We start from the raw sequence: 23291 nt of genomic DNA, 5'->3' as shown, positions 1-23291 counted from the left end.
CCTTGTGGTTCTGCAGACCAGTGAACACTAGCGAATCAACGACGACTTCGCTGTTGCCTGCATTCATGCTGACAATCGCGCGCGCCACCGGATTCGCGTGAGCGGCATCAAAATGGTAACCGCCCTCGCCTGCGGGCCATCCGCTCTACTGCCTCCCCAACAACCGCCGTTAGCCATGCCCGCTCTGGCATGGCCATCGGCATTCCACACGGTGCCGAACGACACCTGCACGCACCCGCGCGCCGGGCTGTTCCCCGCCATGGCCTGTCGCCTATCGATTGCTCCAGGTGAACAGCCAAGCCAGTGTCTCCAGCGAAAGCTGGTCCAAGGCTGGATGACGAGCGCCCATTTGCTTCTTGACCCACTCACCAGCAGATGCAAGCGACTCGACCGACCAGTCAGGTCGAAGCTCCTGCAACTCAACAACCACTGCCTTGATCACCTCCTCCGACGCATGGAGATTTTCAGGTCCCACCAACGCCTTCAATCTATCCAGACTGGGCTTCGGATACAGCGTAACGCCGTACCCGTAATAAGCGGCAAAAATTGAACCCTGAGCAATCGCTGCCGAACTGCCCATTACTTCTTTCTCGACCATATCAACGTTTCCTTACCAGTCGCAGGATCGACCGTCATGATCTTGTCAACCTTCATGTTCTGCTTGAGTGCCGGAAGCTCGAAGTTCTCCCAGATGTTTCCTGGACGGAGATTTGGCCCGACCACCGCGCGTACTGTACCAGAGGCATTTTGTGCGTACGCGGCAGACACGTCCTGCCAGGCCTTGATTGAAGCGGGATTTGCGGAATCCCATACCGGCAGCGAGATGTTTCTCGAATCAATCAACATTTCCAATGTAGTTCCTCCCTTGCCAGCGGCGACTCCGGCGGCAACGTTGTAGCCGCCCGGACCCAACCCGGACCAGAAGTAGGCTTCACTTCTCCGCGTAAGGAGTGGGTTTACATACGTCGCCCTGGCGTAGGCGTTCTCCGCGATTTCGAGATTGACAGCACGATTCAGTGCATAGGCCTGAGCTCCGGCCGGAGCCATTCCAAACAGGGAGTAGGTGAATTCTGCATCCTGCGGCGACATGCCGGTGAGGGCAGAAATTCCCAATCCGCCCGCGGTGGGTTGGCTCTTCCCGTAAGCCCATGTTTTGCCTCCCGCAGCCATGTTGTCGGCACCCCAAGCCAACATCGCCGTTCCCCCGACGAGAGCAAAGCAGCCCACTCCGGTCTCAAAGCAAGTAGCACCACCAACTGCAGTCGTTCCCGCACCTGCCACTGCAGTTACATATCCGCCCGTCGCCTGCAATGCACCGCCCGTTCGCACCGCAGCATCCTGTAGTCCAGGACTCTCCTTCCACCAATCAGAAATCCTCTCGCCGACCGAATACTTGAAGTATCCCGGTGCTTCTTTACGAAGCGTTGCAAGCATTTCGTTCTTCTGCTGGTCGGTTAGTGTTGCCATCACTACCGCAACCTGCTCCTTGACCGCCTCTGACATGACTCCGAGTTCGGCACCTTCCCAGCATCTGGCGACCGCGCATGCCACCGCATTCAACTTCTGGCTGTCGTGACCCTCGGCAGCCAACTTACGCAGGGCTGCTTTTTCTGGATCATTGAGCAATCGATTGTTCTCAGCGGCGTTCTTGGCAATCCCCGCATTCAACGCAACCTTGGCCAGATCGTTGCCTGACAATCCTCCAGCCATTGCCCCCACTGCTTGAGACAACGCGAGAACCGTCTCTCTCTGCTTTGGACTAAGCTGCGACGGATCACCGCCATACAGCTTGTTGATCAGAAACTCGGCCGCAAGCTCCCCGCCGACCGCAGACGCGGCTCCTGAACTCGCACTACCACCATTGGCCTGCGCAAGCAGTGCGCCCAGCAATGCATGTGAAAGCAGCTGCATCGTTGCATTGGGGGCGTCGCCATGGTTCGGATCAAATCTGCTGCCAATGAGCTCGGCAGCATAGGGAGCAAGTGCATTTGCTCCGACCTGGCCACCAGCTTGCCCAGCTACGCTTCCCACCAGCACCGTTGTAACAGCATCCAACGCGCGGGAGTACTTGCCACCAACGCCCCAATCGCCCTGGGTTTTCCTGGCCTGCACAAAACCAGCATCGAAGTCCGTCAGTACAGCGTCACGCTTGGCATCTTCCATCTTCCAGAACGCGGCCTTCTCAGCGTCGCTCTTCCCCTCCAGATAGGCATCGGTGATCTTGTTGACCCCGTAACTGCCAATGTCCGATGCGACCTGCTTGCTGGTCGTCAGTACCGTGCTTGCCGCACTCGCCATCGCCTGCTGTTCGGCCAGCAACTTGTTGGCATCAGGCATTGCCTCCAGCGCACGGTGAGCCGCAGCAACATCAGTGTTGACGCCCAGCTCGGCGGCCGTGGTCTTCCTGCCGCCGATGGTGATATTGCCCTCCGTCAATGTCGCTCGCGTGCTGGAGCTGTCGCTGCCGCTTTCATGCATGGGCAGCCCACCGCCCAATGAAACGCCAGTCGGCCCTTCCAGCTTGCTGTACGCGATGCTGTCGCCGATGTCCTTCAGCTGCTCACCCGCTCCCACGCCCTTGCCGGCCGAGCCCTTGCCAGCGTTACCGAAACCACCACTGATGCTGCCGGACGTCGCCTTGTAGTCCATGTGGTTCTGAAGGTCAGTGAACGTCAGTGAATCCGCAGTCAGTTCACTGTTGCCCGCATTGGTACTGGCGATCGCGCCGCCCACCAGGTTCACGTGGCCGGCATCGACGTGGTAACCGCCATTGCCGGCAAACAGGCCGCTCTGCTGGCCCACGCCCTGGTAGCTGCCGTCGGCCTTGCCTGCGCTGGCGAAACCGTCGGCATTCCACGCGGTACCGAACGACACCTGCACGCGGCCGCCCACCTGGCTGTTCTTCGACATGCTCTCGGCGACGTCCTGCAGCGACTCGATGCTCAGCGTGCCGCCAGTCTTGACGTCAATGCGGTCGGCGGTCGCCGTGGCGCCACGCAGGGTGGTATCGCCTTCGGCCTTCATCGAGATGTTCTTGCCGGTGAGCGTGGTGTTCTGCCAGGTGCTGCTCTCGGCGTTGGATTTGCTGCTGCCAACACTCGCTTCTGCATAGACATACACACCGGTCTGCGCGCCGACCGCCACACCCACGCCCACTTCAGCACCGGCATTGCTGCTCTTGCTGCGGTCAGCCACATGCGCCTTGCCCGCTTCCAGCAGGATGTCAGCGGCCGAATCCAGGCTCAGCGTATTGCCCGCGCTCAACTTGCCCTGCACTACGTGGATGTCGCCCGCGGTGCTGGTCAGGTTGACATTGCCGCCGCCCTGGATGGTGGAGCCGCGCGAGACCTGGCTGCTGCCGTCGGCACTGCTGCTGGAGGTCTTGAAGCCCACTCCCGCTTCCGCACTGAGCAGTGTGCCGCCACCAGCGCCCTTGGCCATGCCTGCGATCGCGCTGGCGGACTGGTAGGCGTTCGCGCCGGCCGCCAGGCCCTGCATCTGCTGCAGGCGACCATCGGACTTGCGCGCGGCATCGACGTTGTTGAGCAGGTCGATCAGCGGCGACTTCACCCGCGCGAAGGCACCGATCTTCAGGTCCTTGTCGCTCTGCGAGTAGTGCCCACTCTCGTCGGCGGTCAGCAGCTCGATCTCGGCGGCGGTGATGTTCACATCCTTGGCCGCGAGCACGTTGCTGGCGGTCTGCGTGTACTTTCCGCCCGCGGTGAGGTTGACGCTGCCGCCGAGACTGCCGACGGTGCTGGCCACCTGCGAGACCTGCGCGCTGTCGTCACGGTGCTGCTCGCGATGCCAACCGGAGAACTTCTCGGTGTCGGAAATCTGGACAGTGCCGATCGCCTTGCTGTCCGAGCGGTTGGCATTGCTGACCGTATCCTGGCCACTGCGGATCGTCAGGTCGCCTGCCGCACGGAGGGTGACGTCCTTTTCCGCCGCGATGTTGGCTGCGGTCAGGCGGATGTCGCCCTCGGTGGTGGCCATGCGCACGCCACCGCCCACCGACAGCTGGGTACCGGTGATGGTATCGCTCTGGCCATTGCCGTCGCTGCGCGAGTTGTTGGTGCCAAACGGCAGGCCGGCCGAGTTGGTGGAAATGCCCCAGCCCTTGCCACGGCTGTCACTGCTGCTGCGCTCCGTGTTGTGCGCCACGTCGAACACGATGTCCTTGGTGGCCAGCAGCGCGGCATCACCCTCGGCCGACATCTGCGCGCCCTGGCTGGTGATCGAGCCGCCATTGGCGATCAACGTGAGATTGCTTCCCGCATTGAGGTTGGTAACCCGGGCATCACTGCTGGAGTGGCTCTGGTTGCTGTTCGAGCGCTGGCTGCCGGCGTTGATCCCCGGCAGCACGGCCGCCACGCCGGCCGCCACGCCTTCGGCGGTACGCGTGATCCGGCCCATCATCGTGCCGCTGTCGGCCATGCCTTCGGTGGCCTTGTCGCGGGCGGTGCGGTAGGCCTTGGCCGGGTCGTAGGTGACACCCAGCGAGAAGCCGCTGGACTTGCTCGACTGGCTGGACTGGGTATCCACCGTGTCCTGGCGCGCAATCAGGTTGATGTCCTTGCCGACCAGGGTCAGGTCCTTGCCAGCGGCCACGTCGGACGCTGCGATGGTCAGCTGGTTGCCCGCATTGATCAGCACGTTGCCTTCGCGCGAGGCGATGGCCGAACCGACCTGGGTGGTCGACTGTTCGGCGGTACTGCTGCTGTTCTTCGAGCTGCCATAGCCGATCGATGCAGTGCCATTGGAGAAGCCACCGGTGAAACCGGACTTCTTCTTGCTCTGGCTGGACTCGCTGCTGTGATGGTCTTCCGCGGAGGCGATCAGCACGTTGTTGCCAGCCCCCAGGGTGACGTTGCCGGTGGCATCGATCACCGCGCCAACCGCGGTCAGGTCGTGGCCCGCGTTGACATTGATCGCCTTGCCCTGCAATGCGGTGCCAATGGCGTAGCTGTCGCTGCTCTCGGCGTGGCGGGTAGTGGTGGTGCTCGACAGTGTCTTCTTTTTCTTGTCGTAGCTGTCCAGGCTGAAATCATGCGTCTCGCTGGCCGAAAGCAGGTTGACGTCGCGACCGGCCACCACGCTCAGCGTGCCGTCCGAACTGGCAACCTGGGTCGCGGTCAGGTTGACATCGCGACCAGCCTTCAACAATACGCTGTCGCCAGCCTTCAGCTGGCTGCCACGCACGGTCTCATCGCTCTGGCTGATCTGCAGCGAACTGCGCTTGCCGCCGGCGTTGAAGTCGCTGCTGCTGCTGTCCATCAGCACCTGGCTGTTGATGTCGCCGCCCGCCTGCAGGGCCATGCCACCACCCGCGTTGATGCGGGTCGCAGCCAGGGTGATGTCCTTGCCCGCGGCCAACAGCACATCGCCAGCGCCTTCAATCGAAGACACCGCATGCGTGGTCTGGCTGTTGCTTGTGTGGTTGCGGCTGTCGTGGTTCAGCGCGCTGCTCTGGCCCAGCGTCTGCGCGCCGAGGTCGAGGTTGCCACCGGCAGCCAGCTGGGTGATGCCATTCCTGCCGGCATTGCGGATCTCCGCCGCCTTCAGGCCGATGTCACCGCCGGCCACCACCGACAACACGCCTTCGCCACCGGGATGGGTGACATACAGGCCCGCCACGCGATCCAGCGTGGTCTTCTGCTGCGACAGGCGATCGCCCTGGTCCTTCCATTCGGTGGTGGTCGAGGCCACGGTGATGTTGCCGCCGGCCTTCAACGCCAGAGCATCGGTGGCCTTGACGGTACTGCCGATGATGTCGATGTCCTGCCGCGCCGACAGGCCCACCTGGGCACCGCTGATCTGGCCGCCGGCCAGGTTGCGGATGTTGCCGGCATCGATGCTGACCAGCTGGCGGCCGGCAATCGTGCCGCTGTTGACCAGGTCACCGCGCAGCTTGACGTCCACCTCCGCGCCGGCCAGCAACGCGCCATCGTTGCCGAGGTCGCCCGGCATCACCCGCAGGTAGACCTGCGGGACCAGTGCACGGACCACCGAGCCGTCGGCGAGGGTGACGTCCTTTTCCACCAGCCAGACGATGTCGCTGGTCAGCCGTGCCATCTGCTCGGCGGTGAGCGCCACGCCCGGTCGCAGGCCCCACTCGCTTGCGACCGTGGCACCGGCCTCCAGCAGCGCGCGGTACTGCTCCTCGTCGCTGGCATGGCCAGTGAGGAAGCGGCGGCCGGTGAGCTCGCCGATCTGCTCGCGTACCAGCTTCTGCTCGTAGAAGCCGTCACCCAGGCGCTTCTGCGTCTGCGAGGGCTCAAAGCCTGCGCGCTGCAGCAGGTAGTCCGAGCTGAGCCAATCACGGTAGCTGGCAAAGCGCGGATCGGTTTCCACGATGTGATTGCCACGGTTGGCGTCCACGTTGAACAGGCTGGCCGTGGGTGCACTGGCATTCGGGCTGGTGGTGACCACCACGCGCGGGTCGGTACCGGTGGTCGTCGTGGCCTGCTTGCCCGCCACCGCGGTGTTGCCACCACTGCCGGCGTGCTCACCGGCACGGACCGTGGCCGGGCCATTGGCGTTGGCCTGCCCGGCCTGCGCCGCCGTGATGTCCTGCGCGGTGCCGGCACCGGTGCCGGCGTTGCCGGCCTGACCGGGCCCCTGTGCGCCTGCCGCATCTGCGCGCACGCCATCGGCCTGGGCGACCGCCTGCTGATGGCCGCCACTGGCCCCCTGTGCCGCACCGGCCGTGCCCGGTCCCCGCGCATCCACGCTGTCCGCACCCTGGCCGCTGCTCTGGCCAGGCCCCTGCACGTTGCCGGCCCCCGGACCGACCGCGCCTGTGCCGTGGCCAGCGGTATCCAGCTGTGCCGTGCCCTTGCCGCCACCGGCGTTGGGATTGCTGCCACCGGTGTTGTCGTTGCGCAGGTTGCCGACATCGATGGTGAGCTTGCCGCCGGCCGTTATCGACGAACCCAGCGCACCGGTCTTCTCGGTGATGGGGGCCGCCTTCCAGCGGCTGGAGGAGCCTCCGTAGGTGATGGACACGTTGTCGAACGTGCTGGTGCGAGTCAGCTGCTCGGCTGCATTGATCACCTCGGAGCGGTCACGGTTCAGGCCGACAATGGCCAGGTCGCGGCCCGCGGCGATGTTGGCGAAGCGGTTCTCCAGCCGATCGGTGCTGATCCGCATGTTGCCGCCCGCATTGATCACCGCATTGTTGCCTGCCGATACCACCACGTCTTCCACGGTGGTACGGGTAGCGATGCGGGTCTTCTCGTTGCCGCTGGTGTCCTGCGGGTGGCGCTGCATGTTGATCAGCGTCGATTCCGGGTTGTCGTAGTCCGGATAGGTGATGATCTGCACGCAGGTGGTGGTGCAGGTGCCGTAGGCGTTGTTGTACCTGAGGGTGTCGGTCACGTACTCGATCGGCGGCGAACCGGCCCCGCGGACGGACAGGTCGCGGAAGGGATCTTCCGCCCCCGCACCGAGCTGATCGGGATTGTTGCGGTTGTCGGCACGGCCAACGTAGTAGACCGTGACCGTGCCGTCCTGCACGTTCAGGCGTTCGCGCGACGCGCGCGCGCCGTACGCGCCACCGCGGGCGAAGGCGTAGGCACTGGTGTTGCTGGTCAGCCGGATGACCGCCTTGCGGATCTGCTGGCCATCCGGGGTGACATAGGGGGTGTCTTCGAGGATGTCGGACGGATCGAGGTAGTAGATCTCGTACGGCTGGTAGTTCGACGTCGCGCGGAAATCACGGTTGTTGTTGGTGGCGTTCTTGAACCAGCCGGGCTGCTCCAGCCGGACCGGCGCATGCACGGTGGTGACCTTCTCCACGACCACGTTCTCGCGGATGTTGTTCACCGCCAGCGCGGACAGGTCCAGGTTGCCGCTGACCTCGATGGTGGAGCCGATGTTGTCCACCCGCTGCGCGCTGCCTACCGCGCCCAGCCCGTTCAGCGCCCCGCCGATGGCGGCGTCGCCATCACTGAAGATCAGGCTCTTGCCGCTGTTGGTCAGTGTGCCGACACCCAGGTCCAGACGCTGGCGCGCGGCGATGGTGCCTGCACGGTCCACGCCGCCGATGTTGGCGGCGAGGTTGTTGAGCGAGCCCGCCTGGATGGCGACACGGTCACCGTAGATGCGGCCGCTGCCGATGTTGTCGACGCTCGCGGCGGTGATGTGGGTGACGTTGCCGTCCAGCAGGCCGTAGTTGACCAGTGCGCCCCCCGCTGCCAGGCGGGTCAGGCCGATGCTGCTGATCTCGCCGGTGGAGGCGTTGGTGATGTTGCCGGCATTGATGTTGACGTTGGCACCCGCCAGCTTGCCGCTGTTGTCCAGGTTGCCCTGGATGGACAGGCTCAGCGTGCCGTTGGCCACCATTTCGCCACGGTTGGTGTGGCTCTGGCCCAGCTCCAGGGTCATGTCACCCTGCGACATCAGCCGGCCATCACCGATGATCTCGCGGGTGCGGAGCGTCTGCTGCCTGCCGGCCACCAGGGTGCCACCGCTGTTGACCAGGGTATCGGCGCGGACATCGGAGGTCAGCGCCGCCGATACCTGGCCACCGCTGTTGTCCAGGCGCTGGTTCACCTGCAGCAGCAGGTTGTCGGCAATCACCTGGCCGTTCTGGTTGTCCAGGTTGCCGGTGGTCACCTGCAGGTTCTTGCCCTGCAAGCCCAGCGCAGGGCCATTGGCCTGGCTGAGCGTATTGCGGTTGTCGATGTAACCGGCCTGCAGGTCGAGGCGGCCGGTCGCCGCCACCAGGCCACCACTGTTGAGCAGGGCGCCCTGCAAACCGATGTCGGCATTGCCACCGGCGGTCACGCTGCCACCGCTGTTGGCCAGCTGCTGCGCGCGCAGCAGCAGGTCGGCTGCACTCACCAGCGAGCCGCCGCCACTGTTGTCGATGTTGACGGCCTGCACGTCGGCGCCGGCCTTGGCGAACACCGAGCCGCCTCGATTGTCCAGATCGCCACTGCGGATCTGCAGCGTGCCACTGCTGACGATGCCGTTGCCATTGGAAGCGGCATTGGTCAGCCGCTGTCCGGAGGTGTCGATGCTGAGCGCTGCCGCCGACTGCAGCAGGCCACCGGTGTTGTCCAGCGCACCACTGCGCAGCGCTGCATTTCCGGAAAGACTGGCAATGATGCCGCTGCGGTTGTCCAGCGCCTGGCCGCGGGTATCCAGCTGCAGGTCGTTGGCGATGATCCGGCCACTGGTGTTGTTCAGGCCGCCGGCCGAGACCTGCAGGTGCTTGCCGGCCTGGACCAGGCCGCCGCCATTGCGCAGCAGATCGGTGCTGGTCAGCTGCAGATCCTGCCCCGCAGCCACGGTACCGCCGCTGTTGTTGATGGCCTGTGCCTCGGCCAGCAGCGCGCCTCCCGCGGACAGGGTGCCCTTGTCGCTGTTGTCGAGCAGGCCGTCCACGCGCACGGTCAGCGCGCTGTTGCCATCGCTGTGCACGGTGCCGCCGCGATTGTCGAGCGTGCCCGCGCTGAGGCCTGCATCGCCCGTGGTCAGGATGCGGCCACCGCGATTCTCCAGCGTATGGGTGATCGCCAGGGTGCTGCTGCCGCTGCCGGCGGCCTGGAGGGTACCCAGGTTGTTGAGCAGCTGCGCGCTGCGCAGATCCAGCGAGCCGTTGCCGGCCAGCGTGCCCCCGCTGTTGTCCAGCCGGTCGCGCGCGGACACCTTCAGTGTATCGGTGCCGGAGGCGATGATCGATCCGCCCGCGTTGAGCAGCGTGCCGGTATCCACGGCGATGCGGGCAGCGGCCAGCGTGCCGTCGCGCAGGTCGGTGGTTTCGCCGGTCAGCTGCAGGGCGCCATTGCTGAGCAGCTTGCCGCCCTGGCCATTCACGGTGTGCGCCTTGATCGCCAGCGTGCCGGTGCCGGCCTGCTGCACGGTACCGCCGGCATTGCCGAACAGTGCGCTGGTCAGGGTCAGGTCGCCATTGCTGGCGATCAGGCCGTTGCCGCCGTTGTCCAGCGAGGTGGTGGCCTGCACGGTGCTGGCCTGCGTGCCCGTCGCCAGCAGCTTGCCGTTCTGGTTGTCGAAGCGGTCGGCGTTGACGGTGAAGTGATCGGCATTGAGCGTGGCACCGCGATGGTCCACGCTCACCGCATCCAGCTGCAGCGCGCCTGCCGTGGCGATGCTGCCGCCGGCCCCGTCCAGCTGGGTGGCCTTCACAATCAGCGTGCCCTTGCCGGCATGGACGATGCTGCCTGCGGCATTGACCAGCTGCCCGGCGTCCAGGCGCAGGTTGGCAGCATTGCTGGCGACGGTGCCACCGCCGTTGTTGAAGCGGCCCGTGACCGTGATCCGGCTGTCGGAGGTTCCTGCCGAACTCAAGGTGCCACCTGCGTTCGACAGCGAACCGGCGTTGATCTGCTGCGCGCCGTTGGCGGCGATGGTGCCGCCGTCATTGCCGAGCGCACCGCGCACCTGCAGCGACATCGCCTGGCTGCCGGTGGCGTTCAGCGTACCGGCCGTGTTGTCCAGCTGGCCGGCCTCGATGCTGACCTGCTGCGCGGCGGTGGTGCCTGCGCTGAGATCCAGGGTCTCGCCCTTCAGCTGCAGCTCGCCGTTGCTGACGATGCGGCCGGCGTGGCCCTGCAGCGTGGTGGCATCGATCTGCAGCAGGCCGTCACCGGCCTGCTCGATGCTGCCGCTGCGGTTGTCCAGCGAAGCCGCCGCCACCTGCATGCCCGCGCCGCTGGCGATGACACCCTTGTTGCTGTTGTCGAGCAGGCCGTCGGCCTTGACCACCAGCCGTGCGGCGCTGTGCAGCGTGCCGCCCTGGTTGTCGATGCTGCCGGCGCTGATGCCAAGCCCACCGTTGGCCAGGATGCGGCCGCCGCGGTTGTTGATGTCCTGGCCGATGACCAGCTGGCTCGCCGCTGTACCCGCCGACTGCAGCGTGCCGCCCGCGTTGACCAGCGCGGCACTGCGCAGGTCCAGCCCGCCATTGCTGGACACGGTACCGCCGCTGTTGTCGATGCGTTCGCGCGCGCTCAGCCGCAGCATGTCATTGCCGGTGGCGGTGAGCGTGCCGCCGGCGGTGATCAGGGAGCCGGTGTCGATCTCGATCCGCTTGGCGGAGGTGACACCCGCCCGCAGGTCGGTGGTGGTGCCCTGGAGCAACAGGCTGCCATTGCTGACCAGCGTGCCGCCGGTGCCGTTGAGCGTGCCGGCGTCGATCGACAGCACGCCTTCACCGGCGTGCTGCACGGTGCCGCCGGCATTGCCGAACACCGCCGCCTGGATGCCGAGGTCGCCGTTGCTGGCCAGCAGGCCGCCCTCGCCGTTGTCCAACGTGCCGACCACGTTGATCGTGCTGCCCTCGGCACCGGTCGCGATGACCTTGCCGGCGCGGTTGTCGAAGGACTGTGCGTCCAGTGCGATGCGCTCGGCCTGCAGGGTGGCTCCGCGATGGTCCACGCTGCCCGCCTGCAGGGTGATGCCGCCTGCGCTGGCGATGCTGCCACCCTGGCCGTCCAGTTGCCCGGTACGCAGCAGCAGGCCCTGGGTGCCGGCATGGCTGAGCGTGCCCTTCACGTTGGCCATGTGGCCGGCATCGATCTTCAGCGCGGCGCCGTTGCTGGCGAGCACGCCGTTACTGTTGTCGAACAGGCCCGCTACGTGCAGCTCGGTGGTGGCACTGCCTGCCGAACTGAGCGTGCCACCGCGGTTGGAGAGTTCGCCGGCTTCGATGCGCTGCGCACCGTTGCTGGCGATGGTGCCCGCGTCGTTGGCCAAGCGGCCGCTTACCTGCAGTGCCAGCGTCCCGCTGCCGGTTGCGCGCAGCGCGCCTGCGCTGTTGTCCAGGCTGTCGGCCACGATATCGAGCTGCTCGGCCGCCAGGCTGCCGCCGCGCAGATCCAATGACCCGCCCTGCAGTGACAGCGCGTGGGCGGCCCCGATATTGCCGCCCTGGCCCGACAGCGTTTGCGCCTCGATGCGCAGGTTGCCGTTGGCGGAGATCGAGCCGTTGCGGTTCTCCAGCTGCGCGGCGCGGATTGCGGACGCAGCGTCACCGGCGGCAATCAACTTGCCATGGTCGTTGACGAAGCGGCCTGCGTGCACATCGACCGCACCATTGCTGCCCAGCGTTCCGCCGGTATTGTCGAGCAGGCTGCGGGCCTGCAGCTGGAGCGCCTGGGTGCCCAGCGCACTCAGCTGGCCGCCGGCGGTGATCACGGTGTCGCCGTCGATGCTGATGCGCTGCGCGGTGGTGGTGCCGTTGCGCAGATCGAGGGTGTCGCCCTGCAGCTCCAGCGAACCGTTGCTGAGCAGGGTGCCACCGGCGCCGGTCAGGTCCTGCGTGGTGATGACCAGGCTGCCGGACCCGGCCTGCTGCACGGTTCCGCCGGCGTTGCCGAAGGTACGCGCGTGGATATCCAGGTTGCCATTGCTGGCCAGGGTGCCGCCATTGCCGTTGTCCAGCGTGCCCTGCACGCGCAGCGTATTGCCGCCGGTGCCGGTGGCGATGATGCGCCCGCCGCGGTTGTCGAACCCGCTCGCCGTGATGTCCAGCTGCGCGGCAGCCAGCGACGCGCCCTGGTGATCGACCTCGGCCGCGGTGAGCTGCAGGGCGCCGGCAGTGGCGATCTGCCCCTTTGCTCCGTCCAGGCGCCCGCTGTCGATGACCAGGCCGTCGCTGCCCGCATGGCTGAGGGTACCGCCGGCATTGACCAGCGCGCCGCTCTTCAGCTGCAGGTGGGCGGCATTGCTGGCGATGCTGCCGCCACTGTTGTCGAGCGTGCCGTCGACCCGGATCTGCGAAGCCGCCGTTCCCGCCGAATTGAGCGCACCGCCGCGGTTGGACAGCGCACCCGCCTGGATCTGCTGCGCGCCATTGGCGCTGATGCTGCCGCCGTCGTTGCGCAGCAGCCCCTGCACCTGCAGCTGCATCGCGTTGTTGCCCAGTGACAACAGGCTGCCGCCGCTGGTGTCCAGGCCGGTAGCCGTGATCTTCACGTCACGGGCGCGGGTGCTGCCCTTCTGCAGGTCCAGCTGCTGCCCGCTCAACTGCAGCAGGCCATTGCTGGCGATGCTGCCAGCAGCTCCCTGCACGGTGGTCGCATCGATCTGCAGCGTGCCGGTGCCGGCATGGTCGATGCTGCCGCTCTCGTTCAGCAGGTCATCGGTCTTGATATCCAGATCGCCATTGCCGGACAGCACGCCGCGCTGGTTCTGCAGCCGCTGGCTGGCGAGGATGCGGCTGGTGCCGGTGCCTGCGGCGATCAGCTTGCCGCCGTCGTTGATGAGGATGCCGCTGTTGATGTCCAGCGCACCATTGGCGCCCACGGTGCCGCCGCTGTTGTCCAGGGTGCGCGATACCTGCAGCTGCAGCGCATCGCCGCCGGTCGAAGTCAGCGTGCCGCCGGCAGTGGTCAGGTCGCCGGCGCGCACATCGATGCGCTGCGCGGCGGTGGTGCCATTGCGCAGGTTCAGGGTATCGCCGTGCAGCTGCAGGGTGCCGTTGCTGAGAACAGTGCCGCCCTGGCCCTGCAGGTTGGCGGTGGTGATGCGCAGGTTGCCGGTGCCCGCCTGCTGCACGGTGCCGCCGGCATTGCCGAAGGACGCTGCATCGATCTGCAGGTCGGCATTGCTGGCCAGCAGGCCACCGTCGCTGTTGTCCAGGTGATTGCGGACGTTGAGCGTGCTGGCCTGCAGCCCCGTGGACAGCACGCGGCCGCCGCGGTTGTCGAAGTCTTGTGCGCTCAGGCCGAGCTGGCGCGCGACCAGCTGCGCACCACGGTGGTCGGCGCGGCCCAGCTGCAGGTCTGCCGCGCCGGCGGTGGCGATGCTGCCCTGCACGCCATCCAGTAGCTCCGCACGCAGCAGCAGGCCCTCGCTGCCGGCGTGGTTGATGCTGCCCCGGGTGTTGACCAGGGTGCCGATGTCGAGGCCGAGCCGAGTGGCATTGCTGGAGATGCTGCCCTCGCTGTTGTCGAGCTGGCCGATCGTCCAGATCGTGCCGGCACTGCCACCGTGGGCGAGGCTGCCGCCACGATTGATGGCCGATTGCGCCTGCAGCTCGAAGCCACGGGCGAAGGTCATGCGGCCGCCACTGTTGTCCAGCTGCTGCACCTGCGCGCTGGCCGCGCCCTGGACCTGCAGGGTGCCGCGCATGTTGCGCAGCGCCTGTCCCTGCACCTGCAGGGTGCTTACCCCCAGCGTGCCGTCGCTGTTGTCCAGGCTGTTGCGGGCGCTGAGCTGCAGGTCGCCACTGGCTTCAATGCGGCCACCGTCGTTGCCCAGCGTTCCTGCGATGTTGAGCACGCCAGCCGCCAGCGGCGGAAGCGGCGTGACCGGCGGGGTGCCGCCGCCGGTGCCGGGGGTGCCAGTGCCCGGAGTACCTGTGCCCGGAGTGCCGGTACCTGGCGTACCCGTGCCTGGCGTACCCGTACCCGGCGGGGTGCCGGTGCCGCCGGTGCCGGTGCCTGGCGAAACGCTGGACACGGTGCCGATACGGCCCTGCAGGTTGCTGAGGTCGGCGGCCTGCAGCTGCAGCGCCTGCGTTCCAAGCTGTTCGATGCTGCCACCGCGGTTGCGCAGCGCATCGGCATTCACTTCGATGCGTCGCGCATTGAGCGTGCCGCCACTATTGTCGACATCTGCCGGGGTCTGCACGCGCAGCTCGCGCTCGGCACTGAGCGTGCCGGCATTGGCGATGCCCGCGCTGGCGTCGATGCGCAGGTCCTGCTGCGCATGCATCGCGCCGGTGTTCTGCAGCCGGCCGTCGGCGGTGACCACCAGCTCGCCGGCCTGGGCACCAATCTTGCCGGCATTGCTGACGCCCACGCCATGTTCGTTGCCGACCAGCCAGATGCGGTTGGCATACATGCCGCCCAGCGCGCCCACATCCAGCGCGAAGGTGGGCGCCGCGGACGTGGGCTTCTGCTGCTGCACGCTGCTGTGGTCGGCACTGACCACGTTGCTGCCCAGGCTCGCCTGCAGCTGGTTGGCCCAGATGCCGGCATTGACCTGCAGCGAACGGGTGATGATGTCGGTGTAGTCGGCGCGGCTGGTATCCAGGCCCGCGCCCCCGACACCGATGCTGCCACCTTCCACGCGATAGCCTTCCAGCACGCCATTGCTGACGATCGGCGTGCCGGTGGTCAGGGTCACCCGGCTGGCGTTGAGGAAGCCCGCGCCATTGACCTGGATCCCGGCCGGGTTGGCGATGACCACCTGCGCCCGCGCACCGGCCACCTCCACATAGCCATTGAGGTGGCTGGGATTGCTGCTGTTGACCTCGTTGAGGATGACCCGCGCGGTGCCCGTGGCCAGCCACGGATTGCCCTGCACCCAGCCACCCAGCTGGGTCTGCACCTCGCCGCGCGAGTTGTTGAGGATCACGCCCTGCTGGCCGACGTCGAACTGCTGGTAGGTATTGCGCGACACCCCGCCCGCACTGGGCGTGGTGATGTTGACCTGTGGCGTGCCGTTGGCCGAGGTGATCACCGTCGGGCGCTGGTTTGCCGGCGCGCCGGGGTCGGCGGCGATGCGGCCCGGGTCTGCCGGCGCCTGCTGCGCGGACAACGGTTGCACCAGCCCCACCCAGCCCAGCACCAGCCACAACGCGAAACTGATCGGACGCAGGGTGCCGACCGTGCGGCCTTCACGATTGTCGGCACCGCCGTGCGCGGCGTTGACCAGCTCGGATGCAACCTGCATGACCCCGAGCGTACGGTTGAAGACCAGACGGTAGACTTTGTTCACGGCGCTGATTCCTTTCGGTGCTGTTGGGTGGTGTGCGCAGCGGGCTGCGCGGTACCGCATCGTGTTGGCCGCGCTGCAGGCAGCGCAGGCCGGCCATGCGCAGGCGTCAGAACGAGACGCCCATGTTCATTCCGAACGTGGTGTAGGCGGTCTGGAAGCCGCGCGGCCTGGACAACGGACTGCCGACGAAGGCATCCCAGTTGATGTGGCGGGTGCCGCCGCGAAGGCCGAGCGCGGTACCGGTGAGCCGGTCGCCGAGCAACCGGGCCGTGGACGGGCCGCCGACGCGGCCGTGATCGACCGCGACGTAGGCCTCCACGCCACTGCCCAGGGGTACGCCCACTTCATTGCGCAGCAGCCAGCCGCGCTCGCCGGTCAGCGACATTTCGCCATCGAAGCCACGCACGGTGTAGCGGCCACCGATCGAGAACCGATCCTGCGGTACCAGCGGTGAGCGGTTCCACTGCGCACGCCAGCTGCCGGTGTAGCGCAGGCTCTGGCGGCCCCACTGCATCGGCACGACCAGCTGCGCATCGGCGGTGTAGATGCGGCCATGCGCCGTGCCTTCGCCAAAGGCCTCTTCCGGTGCGCGCAGCGCGTTGAAGGCGCCGGTGCCCTTGCGGTACGCCAGGTTCACATCCAGCGTCGCCTTGCCGATGAAGTGCCGGTGGCCCAGGCCCAGTTCCCAGCCCGCCATGCGGCGGCGCTGCACTTCGATCTCGGTATCGTTGATGAAGTTGTCCGATTCGCGGTACCAGCCGCGCGCGTACATGCTGGTCTTGGCGCGCGCGTTGCGGAACAGCATGCGCGTCAGGCGCAGCTCGGCGTTGCGGCTGGAGCCGCTGTAGACGTAGTTCTCGAACGCGCCGGCAACGGTCTGCTCATAGTCGAAGTTGCTGGCGTTGGCGCCCAGCAGCCATCCGCCCAGCGGCACGCTGTAATGCACTGCCCAGCTGTCGGTGCCACGCTCGCTGCCGTTGAACACCGATTTGCCCACGTTGATGTAGAACAGATCGCTGAGGCCGGCCGCGTTGTCCACCGACACCGTGGTGCCGGCCTGCATCTTGCCGGTGGACTGGCTGCCGGCATCGTCCAGGGTCAGGTTGACCCGTACCAGGCGCGCCTGCTGCCAGCTGATCACCAGATCGCTCTCGCCCGGCTTGGCCGCCGCGCCATCGGCCGGGGGCGCGATCTGGATGTCCACCTGCGCGGTCGGCACGCGCTGCAGGTTTTCCAGCGCCTGTTCGATGTCACGCAGGTTCAGTACTTCGCCGCGTGCCACCCGCACCGCATTCCAGAGGGCGGGGGTGCGGCCTGCGCCGTCGGCAAAGCGGATGGCATTGACGCGGCCCGGCACGACCGTGAGCGTCAGGATGCCGGTCTTCAGGTCCTGCGGTGCGGCCAGGATGCGGGTGGTGACGTAGCCGCGCTCGATGATCGCGTTCTGCACGCGCTTCATCACGATGTCCACGCCGGCGGTACCCAGGCAGCGCCCGGTGGCGGGGTCGCTGCGCGGATCGGCGGCCGCCAGTGCCCAGCGGAAGCGGTCGGCCAGGTCACCCTGCAGCTCGATGCGGTTGATGGTGAAACAGGGTGATTCGTCCACCGGCAGATGGCCGAGGTCTTCGGTGGCCGGCTGCAGCCGGACATCCGGCGTGGCTTCCTGTTGTTCGCGCAGCGCGCGTTCGCGCTCCTGCTGCCGGAGCAGCTCCTGCTCCGGTGACACGACCTGCGCCCCGGCCGGTGCCTGGAAGCCGGCGATGGCCAGTGCCACGCCCACGGACAACCGCCACTGCAACGCGCGGCTGCGTACATTACGTCCCTGTTCCACGATGTCCTGTTCCCTGCAGATGGCGACCAGTCCGACGAATTTTCGGCTGGAAGAGGCAGCACTCTAAGGGAATTGCAGGGCCGGCGACAGGGCCACCAAGTCATGTGGGCCGAGGCTTTCCCGGCAAAGTGTGATGTCCAACGGAGGGGCTTTTGCCGGCCGGCATCGCCCGCAACCGGTTCCGGATCCCTGGCTGATCCGCCACCGAGCCCCCAGGCCCCGGTGCGGCACTGCCACCGGCACTGGCGGACGCCCGCCATCGGCTGCAGTGCAGCCGTGGCGGGGCATCCAGCAAACCGTGAAACCGATCAGGCCTCGTAGGCGGACTCGCCGTGCGAGGTGACGTCCAGGCCGGTGCGCTCGGCTTCCTCGGTCACCCGCAGGCCGACCACGCTGCGCACCACCAGCAGGATCAGCGTGGTCACCACCGCCGACCACAGCACGGTGAGGCCGACGCTGACCACCTGCACCCAGACCTGGTGGGCGATATCCAGACCCGCCTTGGTGCCGCCCAGCGACTGCGCACTGAACACACCGGTGAGGATGGCGCCAACGATGCCGCCGACCCCATGCACACCGAACACGTCGGCGGTGTCGTCCACCTTCAGCAGGCGCTTGAGGCCGGTCACGCCCCATACGCAGACCACGCCGGCGACGAAGCCGATGATGATCGCGCCGAGTGGGCCGACGGTGCCGCAGGCCGGGGTGATGCCGACCAGGCCGGCCACCGCGCCCGAGGCCGCGCCCAGTGCCGACGGCTTGCCCTTGCTGATCGCCTCCACCAGCGTCCAGCCGAGCACCGCAGCCGCCGTGGCCAGCACGGTGTTGAGGAAGGCCAGCGAGGCCACGGTATCAGCAGCAGCAGCGGAGCCGGCGTTGAAGCCGAACCAGCCCACCCACAGCAGCATGGCGCCGATATAGGTAAACGGCACGTTGTGCGGCTTCAGCGCGGTCTGGCCATAGCCCAGGCGCTTGCCGACGAACCACGCGGCCACCAGGCCGGCGACGCCAGCGTTGATGTGGACCACGGTGCCACCGGCGAAATCGATCGCGCCCAGTTCGCCCAGGTAGCCGCCGCCCCAGACGATGTGCGCCATCGGGATGTAGCTGAGGGTGAACCACAGCGCCGAGAACAGCAGCACCGCACGGAACTTGATGCGTTCGGCGAAGGCGCCGACGATCAGCGCAGTGGTGATCCCGGCGAAGGTCGACTGGAAGGCGACGAACAGGTAATCCGGCAGGCCCTTGATCGGCGTATTGCCGACCGAGTCAGGGCTGAAGCCCTTGAGGAAGGCGAACTCGGTGAACGAACCGAAGAACGGATTGCCGGCGCTGAACACTGCGCTGTAGCCATAGGCCACCCACAGCAGCAGCACCAGCGAGAACACCACCAGGATCTGGCTGAGCACCGACAACACGTTCTTGGCGCGCACCAGCCCGCCGTAGAACAAGGCCAGGCCCGGCACCACCATCAGCAGCACCAGCAGGGTGGAGGTGAGCATCCAGGCCACGTCGCCGTGATCGAAGGCTGGCGCAGCGGCCTCGGCGGCGGCCGGCGCAGCGGCGACCGGATCCTGCAGCGGCTCCACCGCCACGCTTTCGCTCGGCAGCGGCGATACCTGGGCCTGGGCATGTGCATTACCCGGCCACGCACCCGCGGCCAGGGCGCTGAGCAGCATCAGCAGGCACACCAGATGGAACCGGGCTTGCCACCCGGTGAGAAGGCGCATCTTCATGGGGGAGTCTCCGGAAGGGGGTTACAGCGCGTCGGCACCGATTTCGCCGGTGCGGATGCGGATGACCTGCTCGACGGCGGTAACGAAGATCTTGCCGTCACCGATCTTGCCGGTGCCTGCCGACGACTGGATCGCCTCGATCACCGCGTCGGCCCGCTCGTCGGTGACCACGGTTTCAATCTTGATCTTGGGCAGGAAGTCGACGACGTACTCGGCGCCGCGATACAGCTCGGTGTGGCCCTTCTGGCGGCCGAAGCCTTTCACTTCGGTCACGGTGATGCCCGACACGCCTGCGTCGGAAAGGGCCTCGCGGACCTCGTCGAGCTTGAACGGCCGGATGATGGCGGAGATCAGTTTCATGCGCATGTCCCGAGGGTGGAGGGGGCCAGCGCGCCAGCGCGCGTTGGCATCAGGCAACCAGCGGCCATCAGGGTGATGGCCGTGGCTGTTGCACCGGACACGTACAGGGCCGGGACGGCCGTGCCTCTCTCCTTGCACGACCGACGCGGGAGGGAGGGTGGCCCTGGCGCGTATCCGGTCTTTCCTGCCCTGGATCAGGGGGCGTTCGAGCTGGGGTCGGAACCCTTTCGTGGACGAAAGGGATCCGACCCCGATCCGGTAGCGGCTCCCCAGCCGCCATCGCCGCCGATCAGCTGGCGTAGTACAGCTGGTATTCCAGCGGGTGGGTGGCCGCGCGGAACTTGGTCACTTCCTGCATCTTCAGCGCGATGTAGCCGTCGATGAAGTCATCGCTCATCACGCCGCCGGCCTTCAGGAACTCACGGTCCTTGTCCAGCGCTTCCAGCGCCTGGTCCAGCGAGGAGCAGACCTGCGGAATCAGCTTCTCTTCTTCCGGCGGCAGGTCGTACAGGTCCTTGTCGCTCGGTGCACCCGGGTCGATCTGGTTCTTGATGCCGTCCAGGCCGGCCATCATCAGCGCGGTGAAGGTCAGGTAGCCGGACTGGATCGGATCCGGGAAACGCATCTCGATGCGGCGTGCCTTCGGGTTGGAGACCCACGGAATGCGGCACGAGGCCGAACGGTTGCGCGCCGAGTAGGCCAGCATCACCGGGGCTTCGTAGCCCGGCACCAGGCGCTTGTAGCTGTTGGTGCCGGAGTTGGCGAAGGCATTGATGGCCTTGGCGTGCTTGAAGATGCCGCCGATGTACCACAGTGCCAGCTGGCTCAGGCCGCCGTAGCCGTCACCGGAGAACAGGTTGGCGCCGCCCTTGGACAGCGACTGGTGCACGTGCATGCCGCTGCCGTTGTCGCCGACGATCGGCTTGGGCATGAAGGTGACGGTCTTGCCGTTGCGGTGCGCGACGTTCTTGATCACGTACTTCATGCGCAGCAGTTCGTCGGCCTTCTGCACCAGGGTGCTGAACTTGGTGCCGATCTCGCACTGGCCGGCGGTGGCCACTTCGTGGTGCTGCACTTCCACTTCGATGCCGACCTGCTCCAGGGTCTTGCACATCTCCGCACGCAGGTCGTGCAGGGTGTCGGTCGGCGGCACCGGGAAGTAACCCCCCTTCACGCCCGGACGGTAACCGCTGTTGGCGCCGTCATACTTGGCGCCGCTGTTCCAGGCAGCTTCTTCCGAATCGACCTGGAAGAAGGTGTGGCCCATTTCATTGGCGAAGCGGACCGAGTCGAAGATGAAGAACTCCGGCTCCGGGCCGAAGAACGCGGTTTCGGCGATGCCGGACGACTTCAGGTAGGCCTCGGCGCGCTTGGCGATGCCGCGCGGGCAACGGCCATAGGCCTGCATGGTGGCCGGGTCGAGGATGTCGCAGCTGATCACGATGGTCGGATCGGCGTAGAACGGATCGACGTAGGCGCTGGACGGATCCGGCAGCAGCACCATGTCCGATTCGGCGATGCCCTTCCAGCCGGCAATCGAGCTGCCATCGAACATCTTGCCTTCTTCGAACAGCGACGGCTCGACGATGCTGACCGGGAAGGTCACGTGCTGCTCGACACCACGCATGTCGACAAAGCGCAGGTCGACGAACTCGATCTGGTTGTCCTTGATCAGCTTCTCAACGTTTTCCACGGACATCGGTACGACCTCGGATGGGGATGAATGCCTGCTGAGGTACAGCAACGACCGTGCCAACTTTCCGCGCAGCGCAAGCCATTGATTTTAAAAAGGGTGGTACGAACGGGTGCAGAACGGTGCGCACCAAACGGGTGCACCCGTCACCAGACGCACCCGTTTGGTGCAGCAGGGATCGTCTATCCTCTCGACCTTCTTCCTTCCGCCGCGCGTGCACGCACCGTCCATGTCCGACCTGCTCTCCGCCCTGCTGCTGGGCATCCTCGAAGGCTTGACCGAATTCCTGCCGATCTCCAGCACCGGCCACCTGCTCATCGCCCAGCATTGGCTGGGAGCCCGCTCGGACTTCTTCAACATCATCATCCAGGCCGGCGCAATCGTGGCGGTGGTGCTGGTGTTCCGCCAGCGGCTGCTGCAGCTGGCCACCGGCTTCAACCAGCGCGAGAACCGCGACTATGTGTTCAAGCTGGGCGCCGCCTTCCTGGTCACCGCCGTGGTCGGCCTGGTGGTACGCAAGGCCGGCTGGTCGCTGCCGGAGACGGTCAGCCCGGTCGCCTGGGCGCTGATCATCGGTGGCGTCTGGATGCTGCTGGTGGAAGCCTTCACCGCGCGCCTGCCCGACCGTGACCAGGTGACCTGGACCGTGGCGATCGGCGTAGGCCTGGCGCAGGTGGTGGCCGGCGTGTTCCCCGGCACCTCGCGTTCGGCCTCGGCGATCTTCCTGGCCATGCTGCTGGGCCTGAGCCGCCGCGCCGCTGCCGCCGAGTTCGTGTTCCTGGTCGGCATTCCCACCATGTTCGCCGCCAGCGCCTACACGTTCCTGGAACTGGCCAAGGACGGGCAGCTTGGCAGCGAGAACTGGACCGACGTGGGCGTGGCCTTCCTTGCCGCGGCCATCACCGGCTTCGTCGTAGTGAAGTGGCTGATGGGCTACATCAAGTCGCACCGGTTCACCGCCTTCGCCATTTACCGCATCGCGCTCGGCGCGGCGCTGCTGCTGTGGTTGCCGTCCGGCAGCTGAACAGCGCCGGGGCCGGGCAACCCCGTTGCCGGCCCCACCCCGTTTCCCCCACGGTTCCCCAAGGAGAATCACCATGAACCGCAAGCTCACCCTGCTCCTCCCGCTGGCCCTGCTGGCCGCCTGCAGCCAGACCCCGGCCCCGGCCGGTACCGGCGGCGACGACGTGGCCCCGGCCGCGGCCAAGGCAGCAGACCAGCAGACGCTGGCGCACCTGGATGCGCAGCGCCTGCAGAGCCAGCACTGGCTGCTGCAGCAGGCCACCGCCGCCGACGGCAAGCGCATCGACGCGCTGTTCGCCCGTGAAGACAAGCCGGTCACCCTGGACTTCGCCGATGGCCGCCTGTCGGTCAGCAACACCTGCAACCACATGGGCGGCGGCTACACCCTGGCCGACGGCAAGCTGAGCGTGAGCGCGATGGCCTCGACCATGATGGCCTGCTCCGACAAGGCGCTGATGGCGCTGGACGAGGCCGTGTCGAGCCGCCTGCAGGGCGAGCTGAAGGCCGAGCAGGATGCCGACGGCAAGCTGACCCTGACCAACGCCAAGGGCGACGTGCTGGTCTTCAACCCGGAACCGACCGCTGAAACCCGCTACGGCGGCGCCGGCGAAACCGTGTTCCTGGAAGTGGCCGCCAAGACCGAAAAGTGCTCGCATCCGCTGATCCCGGACTACCAGTGCCTGCAGGTGCGTGAGGTGAAGTTCGACGACAAGGGCCTCAAGCAGGGCGAGCCGGGCAAGTTCGAGAACTTCTACGGCAACATCGAGGGCTACACCCACGAAGACGGCGTGCGCAACGTGGTGCGCGTGAAGCGCTACGAAGTGAAGAACCCGCCGGCCGATGCGCCGTCGCAGGCGTACGTGCTGGACATGGTGGTCGAGTCGGCCATCGAGAAGAAGTAAAACGACAGAAGGGCGGCCGAGAGGCCGCCCTTCTTCGCTAGCGGTAGCGC

8 protein-coding genes are annotated in these 23291 nt (G+C 66.6%); 2 read left to right on the top strand and 6 right to left on the bottom strand.

Annotated features, from left to right (window positions below; genetic code table 11):
- Window positions 1-271 precede the first annotated feature (271 nt).
- The 6 genes from Q0P60_RS06535 to glnA form a co-directional block, all read right to left on the bottom strand.
- Window positions 272-598, bottom strand: coding sequence for a hypothetical protein (locus tag Q0P60_RS06535; RefSeq protein ID WP_294989965.1), 327 nt, complete (start codon window positions 596-598; stop codon window positions 272-274).
- Window positions 580-15696, bottom strand: coding sequence for a hemagglutinin repeat-containing protein (locus Q0P60_RS06530; protein WP_294989962.1), 15117 nt, complete (start codon window positions 15694-15696; stop codon window positions 580-582). The genes Q0P60_RS06535 and Q0P60_RS06530 overlap by 19 nt, the downstream gene beginning before the upstream one ends.
- A gap of 106 nt (window positions 15697-15802) precedes the next feature.
- Complete coding sequence (locus Q0P60_RS06525) at window positions 15803-17527, bottom strand: ShlB/FhaC/HecB family hemolysin secretion/activation protein (RefSeq protein WP_294989959.1); 1725 nt, start codon at window positions 17525-17527, stop codon at window positions 15803-15805.
- 308 nt (window positions 17528-17835) lie between these two features.
- Complete coding sequence (gene amt / locus Q0P60_RS06520; protein WP_294989956.1) at window positions 17836-19263, bottom strand: ammonium transporter; 1428 nt, start codon at window positions 19261-19263, stop codon at window positions 17836-17838.
- Between the two features lie 21 nt (window positions 19264-19284).
- On the bottom strand, window positions 19285-19623 hold the full coding sequence (locus Q0P60_RS06515) for a P-II family nitrogen regulator (protein WP_004134334.1): 339 nt from the start codon (window positions 19621-19623) through the stop codon (window positions 19285-19287).
- A gap of 289 nt (window positions 19624-19912) precedes the next feature.
- Window positions 19913-21322: a type I glutamate--ammonia ligase gene (glnA, locus tag Q0P60_RS06510; RefSeq protein ID WP_294989951.1), complete on the bottom strand. Its 1410-nt coding sequence runs from the start codon at window positions 21320-21322 to the stop codon at window positions 19913-19915.
- Window positions 21323-21545: 223 nt separating this feature from the next.
- Between glnA and Q0P60_RS06505 the strand changes: the two genes are divergently transcribed.
- Both Q0P60_RS06505 and Q0P60_RS06500 read left to right on the top strand, forming a co-directional pair.
- On the top strand, window positions 21546-22340 hold the full coding sequence (locus tag Q0P60_RS06505) for an undecaprenyl-diphosphate phosphatase (RefSeq protein ID WP_294989948.1): 795 nt from the start codon (window positions 21546-21548) through the stop codon (window positions 22338-22340).
- 73 nt (window positions 22341-22413) lie between these two features.
- Window positions 22414-23241 carry an META and DUF4377 domain-containing protein gene (locus tag Q0P60_RS06500; protein ID WP_294989945.1) on the top strand — a complete coding sequence of 276 codons (828 nt, stop codon included), beginning with the start codon at window positions 22414-22416 and terminating at the stop codon, window positions 23239-23241.
- Window positions 23242-23291 lie beyond the last annotated feature (50 nt).

The organism is uncultured Stenotrophomonas sp., assembly GCF_945952405.1.
Taxonomy (GTDB): Bacteria; Pseudomonadota; Gammaproteobacteria; order Xanthomonadales; family Xanthomonadaceae; genus Stenotrophomonas.
The sequence above is the reverse complement of the archived record's forward strand: the minus strand, read 5'-3'. Positions and strand labels throughout refer to the sequence as shown.